General features: G+C 45.9%; 15 protein-coding genes. 7 read left to right on the top strand and 8 right to left on the bottom strand.

What is annotated here, in order from left to right; all coding sequences use genetic code 11:
* Positions 1-33: 33 nt before the first annotated feature.
* The 3 genes from dxs to xseB are packed head-to-tail and all read right to left on the bottom strand — an operon-like array spanning position 34 to position 3,068.
* Positions 34-1,899 (bottom strand): 1-deoxy-D-xylulose-5-phosphate synthase, encoded by a 1,866-nt coding sequence (gene dxs / locus ACF8EG_RS12030; protein WP_069506748.1) that lies wholly within the window; start codon positions 1,897-1,899, stop codon positions 34-36.
* A 20-nt stretch (positions 1,900-1,919) separates the two neighbouring features.
* Entirely contained in the window at positions 1,920-2,804 is an 885-nt protein-coding gene (gene ispA, locus ACF8EG_RS12025; protein WP_206948686.1) for a (2E,6E)-farnesyl diphosphate synthase, read from the bottom strand.
* A gap of 21 nt (positions 2,805-2,825) precedes the next feature.
* A complete protein-coding gene (xseB, locus tag ACF8EG_RS12020; protein ID WP_005381566.1) occupies positions 2,826-3,068 on the bottom strand; it encodes an exodeoxyribonuclease VII small subunit in 243 nt (80 codons plus the stop codon).
* Positions 3,069-3,329: 261 nt separating this feature from the next.
* Between xseB and pomA the strand changes: the two genes are divergently transcribed.
* The 7 genes from pomA to rlmM all read left to right on the top strand — a co-directional run bounded on the left by pomA (position 3,330) and on the right by rlmM (position 10,344).
* Positions 3,330-4,091: a flagellar motor protein PomA gene (gene pomA / locus ACF8EG_RS12015; protein WP_005482965.1), complete on the top strand. Its 762-nt coding sequence runs from the start codon at positions 3,330-3,332 to the stop codon at positions 4,089-4,091.
* A gap of 15 nt (positions 4,092-4,106) precedes the next feature.
* On the top strand, positions 4,107-5,054 hold the full coding sequence (locus ACF8EG_RS12010; RefSeq protein WP_069506742.1) for a flagellar motor protein MotB: 948 nt from the start codon (positions 4,107-4,109) through the stop codon (positions 5,052-5,054).
* 294 nt (positions 5,055-5,348) lie between these two features.
* Positions 5,349-6,797, top strand: coding sequence for a tRNA uracil 4-sulfurtransferase ThiI (gene thiI / locus ACF8EG_RS12005; protein ID WP_005488737.1), 1,449 nt, complete (start codon positions 5,349-5,351; stop codon positions 6,795-6,797).
* A 546-nt stretch (positions 6,798-7,343) separates the two neighbouring features.
* Positions 7,344-8,264, top strand: coding sequence for a transcriptional regulator GcvA (locus tag ACF8EG_RS12000; protein WP_011105705.1), 921 nt, complete (start codon positions 7,344-7,346; stop codon positions 8,262-8,264).
* Positions 8,245-8,868: an alpha/beta fold hydrolase gene (locus ACF8EG_RS11995; protein ID WP_025631515.1), complete on the top strand. Its 624-nt coding sequence runs from the start codon at positions 8,245-8,247 to the stop codon at positions 8,866-8,868. The genes ACF8EG_RS12000 and ACF8EG_RS11995 overlap by 20 nt, the downstream gene beginning before the upstream one ends.
* Positions 8,858-9,256: a DUF423 domain-containing protein gene (locus ACF8EG_RS11990; protein WP_005496247.1), complete on the top strand. Its 399-nt coding sequence runs from the start codon at positions 8,858-8,860 to the stop codon at positions 9,254-9,256. Before ACF8EG_RS11995 ends, ACF8EG_RS11990 begins: the two co-directional genes overlap by 11 nt.
* On the top strand, positions 9,253-10,344 hold the full coding sequence (rlmM, locus tag ACF8EG_RS11985) for a 23S rRNA (cytidine(2498)-2'-O)-methyltransferase RlmM (RefSeq protein WP_005459145.1): 1,092 nt from the start codon (positions 9,253-9,255) through the stop codon (positions 10,342-10,344). The genes ACF8EG_RS11990 and rlmM overlap by 4 nt, the downstream gene beginning before the upstream one ends.
* A gap of 91 nt (positions 10,345-10,435) precedes the next feature.
* On the opposite strand, the gene ACF8EG_RS11980 is transcribed toward rlmM, so the two are convergent.
* From ACF8EG_RS11980 to ACF8EG_RS11960, 5 genes are all read right to left on the bottom strand, one after another.
* Positions 10,436-11,188 (bottom strand): DNA/RNA non-specific endonuclease, encoded by a 753-nt coding sequence (locus tag ACF8EG_RS11980; RefSeq protein WP_024700108.1) that lies wholly within the window; start codon positions 11,186-11,188, stop codon positions 10,436-10,438.
* A 193-nt stretch (positions 11,189-11,381) separates the two neighbouring features.
* A complete protein-coding gene (gene xni / locus ACF8EG_RS11975; RefSeq protein WP_025794972.1) occupies positions 11,382-12,164 on the bottom strand; it encodes a flap endonuclease Xni in 783 nt (260 codons plus the stop codon).
* A gap of 71 nt (positions 12,165-12,235) precedes the next feature.
* The gene (ppnN, locus tag ACF8EG_RS11970) at positions 12,236-13,597 is read right to left on the bottom strand and encodes a nucleotide 5'-monophosphate nucleosidase PpnN (RefSeq protein ID WP_005496242.1); all 1,362 of its coding nucleotides are present in this window, start codon (positions 13,595-13,597) and stop codon (positions 12,236-12,238) included.
* 289 nt (positions 13,598-13,886) lie between these two features.
* Positions 13,887-15,452, bottom strand: coding sequence for a diguanylate cyclase (locus ACF8EG_RS11965; RefSeq protein WP_017448796.1), 1,566 nt, complete (start codon positions 15,450-15,452; stop codon positions 13,887-13,889).
* Positions 15,453-15,550: 98 nt separating this feature from the next.
* A complete protein-coding gene (locus tag ACF8EG_RS11960; protein WP_069506739.1) occupies positions 15,551-17,833 on the bottom strand; it encodes a lipopolysaccharide assembly protein LapB in 2,283 nt (760 codons plus the stop codon).
* Positions 17,834-17,943 lie beyond the last annotated feature (110 nt).

The following is a 17,943-nucleotide window of genomic DNA, read 5'->3' as shown; positions in this document are numbered from 1 at the left end:
TACCATTGGCATCCCTTTTTGCTATTTAATTGCTTACTTCGCAAGGTATTCCGCAATGGATTTTTCAATCCCTTTTGCGTCTAAACCGAGTTCTTCGTGAAGTTCTTCTTGAGTACCTTGATGGATGAATTTATCAGGCAAGCCAAGGTTGAGTACTGGTTTGATGATTTTTTCTTTCATCATAAATTCAATAACACCTGCGCCAGCACCACCTGCGATTGCGTTCTCTTCTAGTGTGATAAGAACGTCATGTTCATCAGCGAGTTGGCGAATCAATGCTTCATCAAGAGGTTTGACGAAACGCATATCAGCAACCGTTGCATTGAGGTTTTCAGCTGCTTCTAGTGCATTCGGTAAGAAAGTACCGAAGCTCAGGATTGCCACCTTTTCACCTTTGCGTATCACTCGACCTTTACCAATCTCAAGAGCGGTAAACTCTTTTTCGATTTCTGTACCCATACCACTACCACGAGGATAACGTACGGCACTTGGTCCAGTGTGCTTATGACCTGTGTACAGCATTTGGCGACATTCGTTTTCGTCGCTTGGTGCCATGATCACCATGTTAGGAATGCAGCGCATAAAGCTAAGATCAAAGGCACCTTGGTGTGTTTGACCATCTGCACCGACCAAACCTGCGCGGTCGATAGCGAACATTACTGGTAAGTCCATGATAGCGATGTCATGGATAAGTTGATCGTAACCACGTTGCAAGAAGGTTGAGTAAATAGCCACGATCGGATGATCGCCAGCAATTGCCATACCCGTTGCAAGTGTCACAGCGTGTTGCTCTGCAATTGCCACATCAAAGTATTGATCTGGGTACTCTTTCGAGAAACGCACCATGCCAGAACCTTCACGCATTGCTGGCGTAATTGCCATTAGCTTAGGATCTTGCGCAGCCATGTCACATAAGAAGTCACCAAAAATCTTTGAGAAAGTTGGTTTGCCGCTACTGCTTTTTGGTAAGCAGTTATGGCTTGGATCGAACTTAGGGACGCCGTGGTAGCCAATAGGATCTTTCTCTGCTGGCTCATAACCTTTGCCTTTCTTAGTCATGATGTGCAGGAACTGAGGGCCTTTAAGCTCACGCATGTTCTTCAGTGTTTTAACGAGCTCATTCACATCGTGCCCATCAATTGGACCAATGTAGTTAAAGCCAAACTCTTCAAACAGAGTGCCAGGGACAACCATGCCTTTTAGATGTTCTTCAGTGCGACGAACCAGTTCTTTGATTGGTGGCACACCTGATAGCACTTTTTTTCCACCTTCACGGATAGAGGTGTAAAGACTACCGGAAAGCACTTTCGCTAGGTGGTTGTTCAGAGCGCCAACGTTTTCTGAGATCGACATTTCATTGTCGTTCAGAATCACCAACATGTCAGGGTGAACATCGCCTGCGTGGTTCATGGCTTCGAATGCCATGCCTGCAGTAATCGCACCATCACCAATCACACTGATGACTTTACGACCTTTCCCTTCTTTTTGAGCGCTGATGGCTAGGCCAAGCCCTGCACTGATGGAAGTAGAAGAGTGACCAACTGATAGCGTGTCGTACTCGCTCTCTTCGCGCCAAGGGAAAGGGTGTAAGCCGTCTTTCTGACGAATCGTTGGCATTTGATCGCGACGACCCGTCAAAATTTTATGTGGGTAAGCCTGATGACCAACATCCCAGATAAGTTTATCTACGGGTGTGTTGTAAACATAATGCAGAGCCACAGTTAGCTCTACGGTGCCTAAGCCAGACGCTAAGTGTCCGCTAGATTGGCTCACTGAATTTAGCAGATACGTTCGCAGCTCATCACACAGAGTTGGTAATGTTTCTTTTGGAAGAAGACGCAATTCTTCCGGTGTATTTGCTAACGCCAGTGTTGGGTACTTTGAAATATCAAGAGTCATATAAATGCGCGCTTATAGTGTTAGTTTTTGCGCTCGATGACGTATCGGGCGAACTCTTCGAGTAACTGAGTATTGTATGGGATAGCTTCCAATGCTTGAAGTGCTTCCTGTAATAGAGTGTGAGCTTTCTCAATGGATCCCTCTAAACCCAGCAGGGATGGGTAAGTGCTTTTGTTCAGTTCTTGGTCTGAACCTTGAGGTTTACCCAATGTTTCTGTGTCACTAATGATATCAAGAATATCGTCTTGAACCTGAAACGCCAAACCAATTGCTTTTGAATAGCGTTCTAAATGAGGTAAAACCTCGATACCTTTTTCACCAGCGGCCAGAGCACCTAATTTTACCGCACAATCAATCAGAGCTCCGGTTTTTTTACGGTGTATATCTTCCATTTCTGCAAGAGAAACTTGGCGATTCTCCGCACCCAAATCCAATGCTTGGCCGACACACATGCCGTTCGCACCAGAGGAGTGAGCTAACGCTTTGATCATGTTGACACGTTGGTTTTCTGCGCTTGGGCTCAACGGACCGTCAGCAATGATGGTAAAAGCAAGAGTTTGTAGGGCATCACCGGTTAAAATGGCGGTCGCTTCATCAAATTTGATATGGCAGGTTGGCTGACCTCGGCGCAGATCATCATCATCCATAGCAGGAAGATCGTCATGGATGAGCGAGTAGGCATGAATACACTCGATGGCTGAAGCTGGAGTGTCTAGATCTTCAGGTTTACAGCCGAGCATGTGACCTGTGATGTAAACAAGAAATGGGCGAACGCGTTTGCCGCCTAACAAAAGGCCGTATTTCATTGCTTGAATCAATGGCTGCTCTTGATATGGAAGCTGTTCTAGCCACAAATTCAATTGCTGATTGTTTCTTTCTTGGAAAGACGTCAATGTCTGTTGCATCACATTGCTCACTACTGATGGTTATTCTGAATCTGGTTTGAAGTCGCTAAGAGGGGCTTCGTCATCTTCGCTAAGAAGAATGCTTACGCGCTGTTCTGCGTCGCTCAGTTTGGTTTGGCCAGCACGAGCTAAGGCAATGCCTCGTTCAAATTTACGTAAGGCATCATCTAGGGCAAGATCGCCGTTTTCTAATTGATCAACCAAGCTATCAAGCTCTTCAATGGTTGCTTCGAAGGTCATGTTTTCTGGTTTCTTGACCGCCATCTTTTTTCTGCCTTAATCAAGCCTTGAATAGGATGCACGAAAGTTACCTTAGCCTAGTTACTTGGTCAAATTTAACCTTACATAATTGTCACAAAATTGGCTCTAAACGGGTCTGATTAGACAAACCCCATATTTTAGTTAAGGTTGTTGGCGTTAATTTGTGATCTATTAGCTAAGATTTTCCTAAAAAATCTGTTCTAGTTGTCGATACAAGTAATAATCCGCCTAACGGCAGTATTAAAATAGCGTGAGGAGTGCTTTGTGGATTTAGCAACCCTAATAGGTTTGATCGGTGGTTTTGCCTTCGTCATCATGGCAATGGTGCTAGGTGGCAGTATCGGCATGTTCGTCGACGTTACATCGATCCTTATCGTAGTAGGTGGCTCTGCATTTGTAGTATTGATGAAGTTTACGCTCGGCCAGTTCTTTGGTGCGGCGAAAATTGCAGGCAAGGCATTCATGTTTAAAGCCGATGAGCCAGAAGACCTCATCGCAAAGATTGTTGAAATGGCTGATGCGGCGCGTAAAGGCGGTTTCCTAGCTTTGGAAGAGATGGAAATCAACAACAGCTTTATGCAGAAAGGCATTGACCTTTTGGTGGATGGTCACGATGCGGATGTGGTTCGCGCTGCGTTGCAAAAAGACATTGCCTTGACGGATGAGCGACACACGCAAGGCACTGGTGTTTTCCGGGCGTTTGGTGACGTTGCTCCAGCGATGGGGATGATCGGTACGCTGGTTGGTCTGGTTGCGATGCTTTCGAACATGGATGACCCAAAAGCGATCGGCCCTGCAATGGCGGTAGCCCTGTTAACCACACTTTACGGTGCGGTGTTGTCAAACATGCTGTTCTTCCCAATTGCCGATAAGCTTTCTTTACGCCGTGATCAAGAAACGCTTAACCGCCGTTTGATCATGGACGGCGTACTTGCCATTCAAGATGGTCAAAACCCACGAGTTATCGACAGCTACCTGAAGAACTACCTCAACGAGGGTAAACGTGCTCTTGAGATTGATGAGTAATCGCGGAGATTTGTGATGGATGATGAAGATAACAAATGCGATTGTCCGCCACCCGGTCTCCCGTTGTGGATGGGGACATTCGCGGACTTGATGTCGCTGTTGATGTGCTTCTTCGTACTGCTGCTTTCATTCTCTGAAATGGATGTTTTGAAGTTCAAACAGATTGCTGGTTCGATGAAATTTGCATTTGGTGTGCAAAACCAACTGGAAGTGAAAGACATTCCTAAAGGCACCAGCATCATCGCACAAGAATTTAGACCAGGCCGTCCTGAGCCGACACCGATTGATGTCATCATGCAACAAACCATGGATATCACTCAGCAGACGCTAGAATTCCACGAAGGTGAGTCTGACCGAGCTGGTGGTACTAAGCGTGATGAAGGCAAGCTGACGGGCGGTCAATCACCGGAAACCTCGACGCAAAGCAATCAGTCCGCAGAGTCAGACATGCAACAGCAGCAGTCTGAAGAGATGTCACAAGAGATGGAAACCTTGATGGAGAGCATCAAGAAGGCGCTCGAACGTGAAATCGAACAAGGTGCGATTGAAGTGGAGAACCTCGGTCAGCAAATCGTTATACGAATGCGAGAGAAAGGCGCATTCCCAGAAGGTTCTGCATTCCTGCAACCGAAGTTCAGACCATTAGTGCGACAGATTGCTGAGCTAGTGAAAGATGTGCCAGGTATTGTCCGAATCTCTGGTCACACAGACAATCAGCGTTTGGATTCTGAGCTGTATCGCTCGAATTGGGACTTGTCATCGCAGCGTGCGGTGTCGGTCGTTCAAGAGATGGAAAAGGTCAGAGGTTTCTCGCATCAGCGTCTTCGTGTGCGAGGTATGGCGGATACCGAGCCTTTGGTGCCGAATGATTCTGATGAAAACCGCGCACTTAACCGTCGTGTTGAAATCAGTATCATGCAAGGTGAACCTTTATACAGTGAAGAAGTGCCCGTTATTCAATAACAAAGCGCGTCTATAAATAGTTCAGAAGATAAAAAGCGAGCAGAGTGCTCGCTTTTTTATTGAAGATTTTTAGTCGAGAGTCGCTTGTTCTTAAAATCGAAGCCTTGCCTACAATCCAAGGCATTCTCGCTGCACCTAGCATCTTAAGGTTGTTTGGGTATATAATCTTGCGCCCTAAAAGTGAGCTCATTACATCGTTGAAAACGGCGTGCCTTTCACGCGGATTTCGATTTGATTCTATAGTTATGAGAGTTCACTCATTGTTGATTGCGAAACTAACCTGCGAATTAGACTATGAAATTTATTGTAAAGCCCCATCCAGAAATTTTTGTAAAAAGTGAATCTGTGCGTAAGCGCTTCACAAAGATTTTAGAGTGCAACATTCGTAACATCGTCAAGAGCCGCACGGAGTCTGTCGCAGTATTTAACCGTCGTGATCACATTGAAGTGACCTCTGAGAGCAACGAATACCACGCTGAAGTTTTAGAAATCCTGACTCACACGCCAGGCATTCATCACGTTCTAGAAGTGAAGCAATCTGAGTTTAAAGACCTGCACGACATCTACGAGCAGGTGCTGGAACTTAGCCGTCCGCTTATTGAAAATAAAACGTTTGTGGTTCGTGCAAAACGCCGTGGTAAGCATGACTTCACGTCTATCGAGCTTGAACGTTACGTTGGTGGTGGTCTAAACCAAGCAGTAGAAAGCGCACGCGTTAAATTGCACAACCCTGATGTGACGGTAAAAGTTGAAGTGTCGGGTGACAAACTTAACCAAGTGTTGGCACGTCACAAAGGTCTAGGTGGCTTCCCTCTAGGTACTCAAGAAGACGTACTAAGCCTGATCTCAGGTGGTTTCGACTCTGGCGTATCAAGCTACCTACACATCAAACGTGGCTCTAAAGTTCACTACTGTTTCTTTAACCTAGGTGGCCCAGCTCATGAAATCGGCGTTAAGCAGGTTTCTCACTACCTATGGAACAAATACGGCTCATCAGCGAAGGTGCGTTTCATCTCTGTTGATTTCGAACCTGTGGTTGCTGAAATTCTTGAGAAAGTAGATGACGGTCAAATGGGCGTCATCTTGAAGCGTATGTTCATGCGCGCTGCTGGCATGATTGCTGAGAAGTTTAAGATTGAAGCGTTGGTAACGGGTGAAGCTCTTGGCCAGGTATCTAGCCAAACGCTAACGAACCTTCGTCACATCGATAATGTTACGGATACGCTGATTCTGCGTCCTCTTATCAACTGGGATAAAGAAGACATCATCAACTTAGCTCGTGAAATCGGTACAGAAGACTTCGCGAAAACCATGCCAGAGTACTGTGGCGTGATCTCTAAGAAGCCAACAGTAAAAGCGGTGAAAGAGAAGCTAGAAGCAGAAGAAGCGAAGTTTGACTTCAGCATTCTAGAGAAAGTGGTTTACGAAGCGCGTCAAATGGACATTCGTGATATCGCAAAAGAATCTGAGCAAGCGGCACCAGAAGTCGAGCAAGTACAAGCGGTAGAAGAACACGCGGTAGTATTGGATATTCGTAGCCCTGATGAGGAAGACGATAACCCACTAGAAATCGCTGGTGTGGATGTGAAACATATTCCGTTCTACAAGCTGGGTACGCAGTTCGGTGACCTGGACCAGTCGAAAACTTACCTATTGTACTGTGACCGTGGCGTAATGAGCCGTCTGCAAGCGCTTTACTTGCAAGAGCAAGGCTTTAACAACGTGAAAGTTTACCGTCCATAGTCACTCAGTAAATAAACACACTTTCGATGGCCGCCAATGGCGGTGATCTTAAGCAGACCCAAAGCGCAAATTGCTGATGTAATTTGCGCTTTTTTGTTTTTGATCGCGCAATAAATAAGCGTAACTCGGCATAATGTTGAGGCTTATCGCAAAGCTATATTGGTTGTGTTGATATAACGATAATTAATCCGAAATGCGATAAAAAGTGATGTTGATGCCAGATTTGAAAGGTGGGATTTTCTTTAGATAAAAAAACACCGCCTAAAAAGGCGGTGTAACAAATTTGACAGACAGGTCAAAAATAAATACAGGAAGTATCTGTTTTGTCACAGGGAGTGTGGACAAAACATCATGGTAGAAATCTACCTAACTCGAAATACGAGTTTGCAAACACAACATCGCAACAACGAAGCCAATTGATTTCCAAGGAAATCAAGCCGTTCAGGCTCGTGTTGCGGGGTGAAATATAGAATTTATCTGGCTGTTCGACAACGGACATTTTATAATGTTTCAGATTAAAAAAACTAATCCTATTTGAGGTCCCATATGTCTCGCAGATTGCCTCCTTTAAATTCGCTTCGAGTATTTGAAGCAGCCGCTCGTCATCTCAGTTTTACGCGTGCGGCAGAAGAGTTATTTGTGACTCAAGCCGCAGTGAGTCATCAAATTAAAGCCCTAGAAGAGTTTCTATCTCTAAAACTTTTCCGTCGCCGTAACCGTTCTTTGCTGTTAACAGAAGAAGGGCAAAGTTACTTTCTCGACATCAAAGACATCTTTACCTCGATTGCTGAAGCTACCGATAAGGTATTGGAACGTAGTGAAAAAGGTGCGTTGACCATCAGCTTGCCACCGAGTTTTGCCATTCAGTGGTTGGTGCCTCGTTTGGCGGACTTTAATGCCCAAGAGCCAGACATCGATGTACGCATCAAAGCTGTGGATATGGATGAAGGTTCACTGACTGATGATGTAGATGTAGCGATCTACTATGGCCGTGGGAACTGGCCGGGTTTGCGAGCGGATAAACTGTACCAAGAGTTTCTGATCCCACTTTGTTCACCTTCGTTACTTTTAGGTAACAAACCATTAGAATCTCTAAGTGACCTCAAATTACACACTTTGTTACATGATACTTCGCGCAAAGATTGGAAGCAGTTCGCTCGTCACTACAACATCGAAGGCATTAACGTGAATCACGGTCCGATTTTCAGCCACTCGACTATGGTGCTGCAGGCTGCTGCACACGGACAAGGCGTAGCATTGGGCAACAACGTGTTAGCAAAACCAGAAATGGAAGCGGGACGACTGATTGCGCCGTTTGATGAGGTGCTTATCTCCAAAAATGCCTTCTATGTGGTGTGCCATGAGCAGCAGGCAGACATGGGACGCATCGCGACATTTAGAGATTGGATGCTGGCAACGGCGAGAAAAGAACAAGAGGAAGTATTGGATGAGCCAGTGGATAGTTGAGGGGCCTGAAAACGGGCCGCTGTTTGTTTTTGCTCACGGCGCAGGGGCGGGGATGGAGCATGACTTCATGACTACTGTCGCCAAAGGATTAGTTGAGCAAGGCATTCGTGTGGTGCGTTTTAATTTCCCTTACATGGTGAAACGTTCGGAAGATGGCAAAAAGCGTCCGCCCGATCGCGCCCCAAAGTTGCTCGAAGCATACAGCGAAGTGATCGCTCACTTTGCTTCTTCTCCCGTGGTCATTGGTGGCAAGTCGATGGGGGGGAGAATGGCGAGTTTACTCGCAGAGCACGAGCTGGTGGCGGGCATTGCCTGTTTAGGCTTTCCATTTCACCCTCCGGGTAAGCCAGAAAAATTCAAAGGTGATCATCTTGCAAGCATCGACAAGCCCACTCTGATTCTTCAAGGTGAGCGAGATACTTTTGGTAAGCGTGAAGAGTTTGATGAGTTTGTCTTTTCTCAGCAAGTGAAAGTGAGCTTCTTACCTGATGGCGACCATAGCTTTAAGCCGCGCAAGAGCTCGGGACATACCGAAGCGGGCAATATTGCACTTGCAGTAGAGCAACTGTCAGCATTCATCAATGAGGTGTACAGTGAAAAGTAAGTGGTTACTCTCTTTTACGGGACTTTCGGGACTAGTTTCTGTTGCACTAGGTGCTTTCGCAGCGCACGGCCTAAAAGCCAAGCTTGCGCCTTATTTGCTTGGCGTGTTTGAGACGGGCGTGTTGTATCAGTTCATCCACACCTTAGCGGTTGCATTTTGTGCCATTTTGCTTCTGCTCAATTTGGGACAAAAAGCGCAAAAATATTTTTTCATCGCGGCGATTTGCTTTATCATCGGCATCTTTTGTTTTAGCGGCAGTCTTTACGCGCTGGCGCTGACGGGCATTAAATGGTTTGGACCAATCACCCCAATGGGAGGATTCATGTTCATGATCGGCTGGTGTCTGTTCTTTTTTGCTGCGTTTAATATCAAAGAGGTCTCCAAGTGAAACAACTAATGCTCTATTGCCGTTCCGGCTTTGAGAAAGAGTGTGCTGGTGAAATTCAGGACAAAGCGACACAGTTGGAAGTGTATGGCTTCCCTCGTGTGAAGAAAAACTCAGGTTATGTTGTCTTCGAGTGTTACCAAGATGGAGACGCAGAGAAGCTAGTTAAAGGCTTAGACTTTAGCTCATTGATTTTTGCGCGTCAGATGTTTGCTGTAGCGGCTGAGTTTGAAGCGCTGCCAAGTGAAGACCGCATCAGCCCAATTCTTGCCGAGCTGTCAGAGTTTGAATCGTTCCCACGTTGTGGCGATCTACGTATCGAAACGCCAGACACGAACGAAGCAAAAGAGCTATTGAAGTTCTGCCGCAAGTTCACCGTACCAATGCGCCAAGCGTTGCGTGGTAAAGGTTTGATGTGGAATAAAGACAACGCGAAGAAGCCAGTGCTACACATCTGTTTTGTCGCACCGGGTCATTGTTATGTGGGTTACTCACTACCAGGCAACAACTCGCAGTTCTTTATGGGTATCCCTCGCTTGAAATTCCCAGCAGACGCACCAAGCCGTTCAACGCTAAAACTGGAAGAAGCTTTCCACGTATTTATTCCGCGAGATGAGTGGGATGAGCGTTTAGCGCCAGGCATGTGGGGCGTTGACTTAGGTGCATGTCCAGGTGGTTGGACGTACCAATTAGTGAAACGTTCTATGTTCGTTCATTGTGTTGATAATGGCATGATGGCAGACAGCTTGATGGAAACCGGTCAAATTAAGCACCACATGGTGGATGGCTTTAAGTTTGAACCAGACCGCAAGAACGTGACTTGGATTGTGTGTGATATGGTTGAGAAACCAGCTCGCGTGGCACATCTTATGGGCCAATGGCTGCTTAAAGGTTGGGCTAAAGAAGCCATCTTTAACCTGAAATTGCCAATGAAAGGCCGTTACGATGAAGTACTGCAAGATCTTGAAAATCTAAAAATGTTCTTGATTGAGAACAAGGTGAAATTCAAGCTGCAAGCAAAGCATCTGTATCATGACCGTGAAGAGATCACGATTCACATTCAGTGTCTATCTAATATCTCTCCGCACTAAGTTATCGTTTCTATGTGGTTGAACATTATCAAAAAAGCGCCTACTTCAGGCGCTTTTTTATTGCGGTTTAGGAATCGCGACAGTCACTCAATTACTGGTTGGTTGGCCACATCTCTTCCCATTTTACTGATTCCATGTTGTCTTCGATGCTATCTGGCGTTTGAGCAAAAAAGTCTAATCCAGTTTGACGTTCAACTTCGTCAATAGTGGTAATAAAGTTGGCTAACTCAGAGCTTGAAACATCACGATGCGGGACAATGAACGCAATGGCTTCATCAAAGCTTGGATCAAGAATGACTTTGTAAAATGCGCTCGGGATCACCACGCCATTACCGATTGTTCCTTCGTTACCTTGGTAAATCGGTCCGGTCACCACATAAAGCTCATTGTACTCATTGGCGAGATCACGAACATGTTCTTCTAGAACGCGCCAACCAACTCGGTTAAACCCCGGCAGTTGAGGTGACATGTTGCTCATCAAAAAGCTTTGCTTCATTGACTCTTGGGTGAAATCCATTGTCGCTGACGGCGCAAGGTGCCCTCTGTCGTATCCTGAGCCTTTGTAGTCCGCTAGGGTAGATCGCGCGTAATCCGGCATTTCAGTGTCTTCTTGGAAGGCGTTACTGCGTTTGTTGGTGATGTTCACGCTTTCTGCGGTAATGTGGTAGGCAACCCAGTCTGCATTTTTGGTGTTGTAGTTGTACCCAACCGCATAGCCATCTCGGCAAAGGAACTGATCGCTGTTGCTTGAAGGTATGCCTTTATCAAGGTGTTGACCACAAGTTTCAGCAAGAGTAGGGAAGGATAAGAGTGTGACTAAAGATACTAAGATGATGTTTTTCATTATTTTTCTCCGTTATTAAGGGATTTAAAAATAATGAAATTACTCACTAAGACTGTGAATTAGCTTATAAACTAATCAGTATCTTGTAGGTTAATGATGAGGTAAATATCATTGCCGTGAATGTAAAGGGTTACACAACAGATTTTATAAACGTGTTGTCTAACCCAAAACTTACAGCGTAAAAGAGATGTACTTACTCGGCTTTATTTGGTCCGGTAAAGCGAATGTCTTGCAGGTTAAAGCCGAGCTCGATATCGCATTTCAACGCCGCTACTCGTTTACATAGACGTGCAGACTCAATGTTTTCATCCAGCTTCTTGCGATATTTTGGTGCAAGTTCATCGCTGGCGTAGGCCGCTTCAATGTCTTCAAATTGAGTTAGGATCTCTTTGGCAGCTTTCGGTCCAATGCCCGGAACGCCCGGCACTTGGCTCGAACTAATGCCAGTTAACCCCCAATAATCAGCGAGCTGGCTTGGCTTTACGCCAAACTCTTTCTCAATAAACGGCTCATCCAACCAACGGTGTTGAAAGTAATCGCGAATTTGCAGTGTCGGTGAAAGTAACTGGCAGTAGCCTTTGTCGGTTGAAACGATCGTTACTTTCTCGCCGTGGCTTGCCACTTTGGTCGCCAGTGTTGCAACTAAATCGTCCGCCTCATCGCCTTCTGATAGCAGTGAATCAATACCTTGTTCCCACCATGCTTGTTGGATGGCATCCAAACCTTGCATCAGCGGCTCTGGCATCGGTTTGCGATTTTGCTTGTAGTCAGGAAGGATTTCAGCGCGCCAACCTCTATCTTGTTCATGGTGATCAAACACCGCGATGATATGTGTTGGTTTCGCTTCGGAAAGAATACGCGTAAGGGTTCGCTGAGTCGTCGTGATGGTTCTTGCGATGTCAGTTGGATCCGGTTGTGCAGAGTGCACACGGCGAATCAAGTTGAGGGCATCAATAATAACAAGATGAATAGACATAATGACTTAGCAATAAAAAAGGGGCGTTGCCCCTAGTGTAACGAATGCAAGCCAGACTATCGACCACCAATTTATGGATGGGCAATTCGATAGCATGGTTCATAATCAGAACCGCCTGGCAATTTCATTCGATGCTGTTCAACGAAGTCTTGCAGTAGCTTGTCGAGCTTCTTCATCAGTACAGGATCGCCATGAATGGAAAATGGACCTTTGCATTCGATTTCGCGAATGCCCTCGGCTTTGACGTTACCTGCCACAATACCAGAGAAGGCTTTGCGTAAGTTAGCCGCCAGAACCTGAGGTTCTTGATCCAAGTTCAAATTCAACCCTTCCATTGATGTATGCGTTGGGTCAAACGGCAGTTGGAAATCCGGTTCGATTTTCAATGACCAGTTGAAGCTGTAAGCATCGCCTTTTTCTTTACGGTGAAGGCGTACATCTTCCATCGAGCGCTTCATGATACGTGCAACTTCTGCAGGATCATCAATGACGATTTGGTAGTGTTTTTGACCTTCTTCACCTAAGGTATCGCGAATAAACGCGTCGATAGAACGGAAGTATTCTTCGCTCTCTTTTGGTCCGGTTAACACAATCGGCATCGGCTGATCAGCATTGTCTGGATGCATCATGATACCAAGAATGTACAGCAACTCTTCGGCAGTACCCGGACCACCCGGGAAGATCACAATACCATGTGCCATACGAACAAACGCTTCTAAACGTTTTTCGATGTCCGGCATGATGATCAGCTCGTTAACGATTGGATTTGGCGGCTCAGCGGCAATGATTGAAGGCTCCGTCAAGCCAAGGTAGCGTTGCTCGGTGTAACGCTGTTTAGCGTGACCGATTGCCGCTCCTTTCATCGGGCCTTCCATCGCACCTGGTCCACAACCCGTACAGATATTAAGTTCACGTAAGCCAAGCTCGTTACCCACTTCACGCGTGTATTGGTATTCAACGCCATTGATTGAATGGCCGCCCCAACAGACGACGAGATTTGGTTCAATACCGGGAGTGAGCGCGCCTGCGTTACGCAAAATACCAAACACAAGGTTGGTAATATGCGTTGGGTTAGTGAGATTTAGGCGCTGGCTGTCAGCCAAGTGCATGTTCACGTAAACGATGTCACGCAGTACAGAGAATAAGTGTTCTTGAATGCCTTTAATGATCTCTCCATCGACAAACGCATGCTCTGGTGGGTCGGTCAGCTCTAGCTTAATGCCACGCTCGCGGCGCACTACATTCACATCAAACGATTGGTGTTTATCGAGAAGCTCTTTGGAGTTATCTGTGTGGCTACCAGAGTTCAATACCGCTAACGTACAGTTACGATAAAGCTGGTAAAGATCACTCGAAGCGGTTTTCTTTAAGCGTTCAACTTCCAGTTGGGATAGCAAGTCCATGCTACCTGCGGGGCTTATATGGGTAATCATAACGCCTCCTTGTGTTGCATTATTTTGAGGGATAGTTCCAACGCATCTTACTTAGTTGTACGTGTCGTTTTACTCAGATGGCTGGAGGGTTTGGTTTTATGGTTATCGAGTCCCAAGCAACCTCAAGATGCCATATTCGTCATGAATGAATACATCATCTTGAAGTGACTTGGGTTTTAACAGCTTAGCAGACTGAAAGGGGATAAATGTGATAACTCGTTGAAAATGGGAGGTTATGAGCGTTTGAGAGGGGGTGAAAGTGTTTGTTTGCTTGTTTTTTGAACGGTTTTTAGTTCCAGTTTAGCTGGTTTGTGCCCCGTTTTTTAGCGTCAGTGAGCATTTGCCCAAGGCGATCGAGCACATATTCTGGTGCGTCTGATTCCTTAAATGAAGTAGAGACGGCTGTCAGAGTAATGATGATGTTTTGCTCGCGGAACTTAAACGGCAGCTGACAGATATCGCGCTGAATATTCTTCATCAGTTCTAAAGTGTATTCTTCACTTTGTTCTGGGATCAGCAGAATAAACTCTTCACCGCCAAAGCGAGCGACGGTTTCGGTATCAGACACGCGCTTATTGATAGCACGAGCGATGATCTTCAGCGCTTTATCACCAGCGGTATAACCATAGCTGTCGTTTACGGCTTTGAAGTTATCGACATCAAACAGTACCACTCGTAGATTTTGTTGAGAGCGAATCCAACGGCGGTATTCGAGCTCAAGACGATCGTTAAATGCTGTTCGGTTGTAAACCTTCGTGAGTGGATCAAGCAACATTCGCTGTGTCTGGTCGTCTAAGCGGCGACGGTAATCTTGTGTGGTTTCAAACACCGCTTCAAGCTGGTTTTTGCTGTAGCTTAAACGCTCTTGCAGGGCCTGTTCTCTCTCTTCCGTCATCTTGAGGCGCTCGGTTAACGAGGCCATTTTGGCCAGCAATGGAGCGACTTCTTGTTTGAGTTCTGCTAAATCCTGTGCTTGGTCGAGAGATTGTTGGCTGAGTTCAACCAAACCATTCATTTCTGCATTTAGCTCTTGGCGATGCTCAAAATAAGTATGGTGTTGATCGACGTTTTGATGGACGGTTTTGAGGTTACTCGCCAGAGCAGAGTTTAACTGATCGAGAAATTGGCTTGATGCTTTACGCTCAAACTTAGTCGCTTCGACGACTAACTTCAGAGTGCTTAACGTCAGCTCGATTAAGGATTCTGCATTCACGCCAAGCAACAGTTTTGCACGAATATCAAGCAGTCTCTCGCCACATTCGCCTTCAAAATCAAGTTCTGTAATCGTATGTTGTAGATCGACGGCGAGGCATTCTAGTTGAGATTTGTCTGGGTTGTTTTCGAATTCGCTGAGTTGTAAACGCGAGTTCGAAGTGATGATTTTAATCGCGCGTTCGTAGATGCTCAGTAGACGGGTAGCTTGATCGACTTTCTTCCCTGCGTGTACTTCCGAGAAGCTCATTAAGTTGCGCAGTTCGCGTTTTAACTGCGCTGGCAAACCCGTAACACGTTGGAGTGTCTCACCACTGTGTTTGATTTGTTCATCGAGGTAGCCGTTCTGTTTATCCATCGTTTTCGACTGCTGTTTGAGCATTCTTTCAAGTACCGCCAAACGCGGGATCAGAGTGCTGATGTCTTTTTGATGTTGCAGCTCTTGCTGAATTTCAAACAGATAGTTAGCAACTTGGGTGTTTGAGCCTTGGCAAGCAGACGACAAAGATGCCACAACGCGCTTGAGAACTTGTTGTTCTCGCTTAAATTTGAGCGAAGTATCACGATGTGTCAGCCTGAGTTGGTCAAGTTGACAACTCAGCTGATGAAGCTGCGACTGAATATCGGATTCCAAGATTCCCATGAAACGACTACGGTTAAGTCCATGTACTACTGACAATTAACTGATAATAACAAAAAACTTTATAGCGTCATTAGTTATTACGCTTAACCGATGGTTAATTATCCATTTTTTAATATTTTCTTGATGTCGTCCTCATTCTTGTAAGAGGAGTGGATCTTGATCAGGCCTTGGTTGATGGCGTGTTGGCAAGCGGTTCTTATGTTACCGGTTGCAAAGCTCGCTGCTGGCGCGTTGTCAATGGCTTTCAAAAATACCCAATGACTTTGTTTATCTTTGAGGCTAACTTCGCGTGCAATATGCGTCGCAAGTAGCAGTAAATCGAGCAGTTCTTCATCATTGATAGCGGTGTAAGCACGAGGCAAGAATGGGTAGTCGCTGATGCCCATACGAATGATGCGATTGACGTTATGTTGAGTCGCAAATTCGTCTACCCACGCTTGGAATTTTTCAAACATGACTTCGGCAGAGGCGTCGCGGTCTGCGTTAGGTTCGATGTAGAGTAAGTTTGCATCCGAGAAGTGGTACAAACGTGCCGGTTTTTCGATGCGCTCTGCTAGGTATTCTCCGAATGCGCGTTCTAATTCCAAGCCCGCTTTGTAACCATTTTGAACGTACATGCTGCGTAAGAACGGTAGGTCGATCATCACAAAACGTAGTCGGTCGTTGAGCGGTTCATGGATAAGTTCACCCATTTGCCACTGTTCAAAAGTGTCACGCGATTTTTTCAGTGAGCGAGACAACTTCACGTTCAGCATGCGCAGATTACGTAAGCGAGAGCGGGAATGGGTAAAGAGGTCGTTACGAAGTTTTTCGATTTCACCCGCTTGGCGCTGCATGATCACGCCGCGGCGCATAATGAACAAAAACATAACCAGAACGGTGATGAATAGGGCAAAGGAAATTTTCTGGAACTTACGGTGTTCCATTTCCACCTGCTCTAGACGCTCTGATTGACCGACATAGTGAATGGTCTGTTCCGCAAACTCTTTTTGCTGACGGAACGCATCTTCACTAATTTGGTTGAGTTGTTTTTGCTCCAAACGCACTAAGCTGGTGTATTTTTTGTACGCTTGCAGTGACAGTTGATATTCGCCCGCCTGTTCGTAACCCAAGCCCAACAAACGGTAAGATTGCTGCTTGATGAAGTTTTTGTTTTCCGGCGCCTTTTTGACAAGCTCTAAGGCTTTCTTCGCGTTTTCAATTACTTTTTTGCTGTCGTTCTGATGATAGGCGAGACCAGACTGAAGTAGGGCGGCTTTCGCTTCAAGCTGAGGGATATCCGCGTATTCCAGTAACTCTGTCGCACGTTCCAGATATTGCTCTGCAAGTGCGTAGTTGTAGAGTTGCAGGTAAGTCGCAGCCAAGCTCAACCGAATCTTAATGGTGCGATTGATATTACGACTGGTGCTTTCGTGATCCAGTACGTTGAAGTAGTGCACCAAAGCAAGATTGAACTTGCCTTGATAAAAATAGATGTCGCCCATTTGTTCAAGCACATCGGCCAAAATAGGGGAGCTTGGGTAAGAGTCGTAGAAATCTGCAGCCTGAGACAGATATTCAATGGCTTTGTCGTACACACGACGCTCTTGGAAAAGTCTCGCCAGCAAGCGGTTTACTTTGGCAAGGCGAGTACCGCTGTCACTTTCGATGGACTGCCAATAACCGTAAAGCAGTTCTGAAAGCGCAAGGTTGTATTTTTTACTGTTAAGGTAAAACTCACCAACAGAAGTGTAGTAATCAATTAAGGCCAAATCGGAACGACTGTCCTCAAGCATGCTTTTCGCTTGAGCATACAAACGCTCTGCGCCAACGTTATCGCCACGATGAGCCGCTAGCAGGGCTCGTTGCATCACCATACGATAACGGACGCTGTCTGTACGTTGAAGTACAGAGTCGGCTTCGTCTAGCTGTTTTTCAATTTGATTGAGGGTGTCTTCGGCAGCTGAATAGTTGTGGTCGTACATCCAAATCATTTGGTTGCGCATGAGTTGCACATCCAAAGTCATGTAAGGCAGTTGATATTCTTTCGCGAGCTTTTCTGCTTCATTGAGGTTATCGATCGCTGAGCGGACATTGCCCATCGTATAGTCGGCTTGCGCAATGATCTTGTGTGCTTCGATGGTGCTGGCTGGGGTACGAATGCTGCGATCGGTCTCTTCTCGAGACATCGCTGAAGGGCTGCCGCTTTCTTTACGTTCGGTCAGTTCGCGTTGCGATAAGTAGTTTTTGGCTGCTTGCTTTGCTTGAGCTGGCTCTATCTCAGCCAGTTGTTGTGCTTCGTTAAGCAAAGCCGAAGATAAAATGGTCGCGTTGAGTGGCTGTGCCAAGAGTAGACAAAAAAAGCCTATTAATTTAATTAGACGCGAACTGTCCCAAAACATTCTTTTCGTTCCCTCGAACTGTTTTAGATAGCGGATAAACCCAAATGACTTCAACTTGCTTTTTATAGCCGGTTGAAGTCGTTTGGTATAGTAACATGCTTGGGCAATAA

Origin of the sequence: Vibrio sp. YQ_11, from assembly GCF_043103065.1 — a bacterium.
Classification (GTDB): domain Bacteria; phylum Pseudomonadota; class Gammaproteobacteria; order Enterobacterales; family Vibrionaceae; genus Vibrio; species Vibrio parahaemolyticus.
This window is presented reverse-complemented; position numbering and strand designations above follow the sequence as displayed.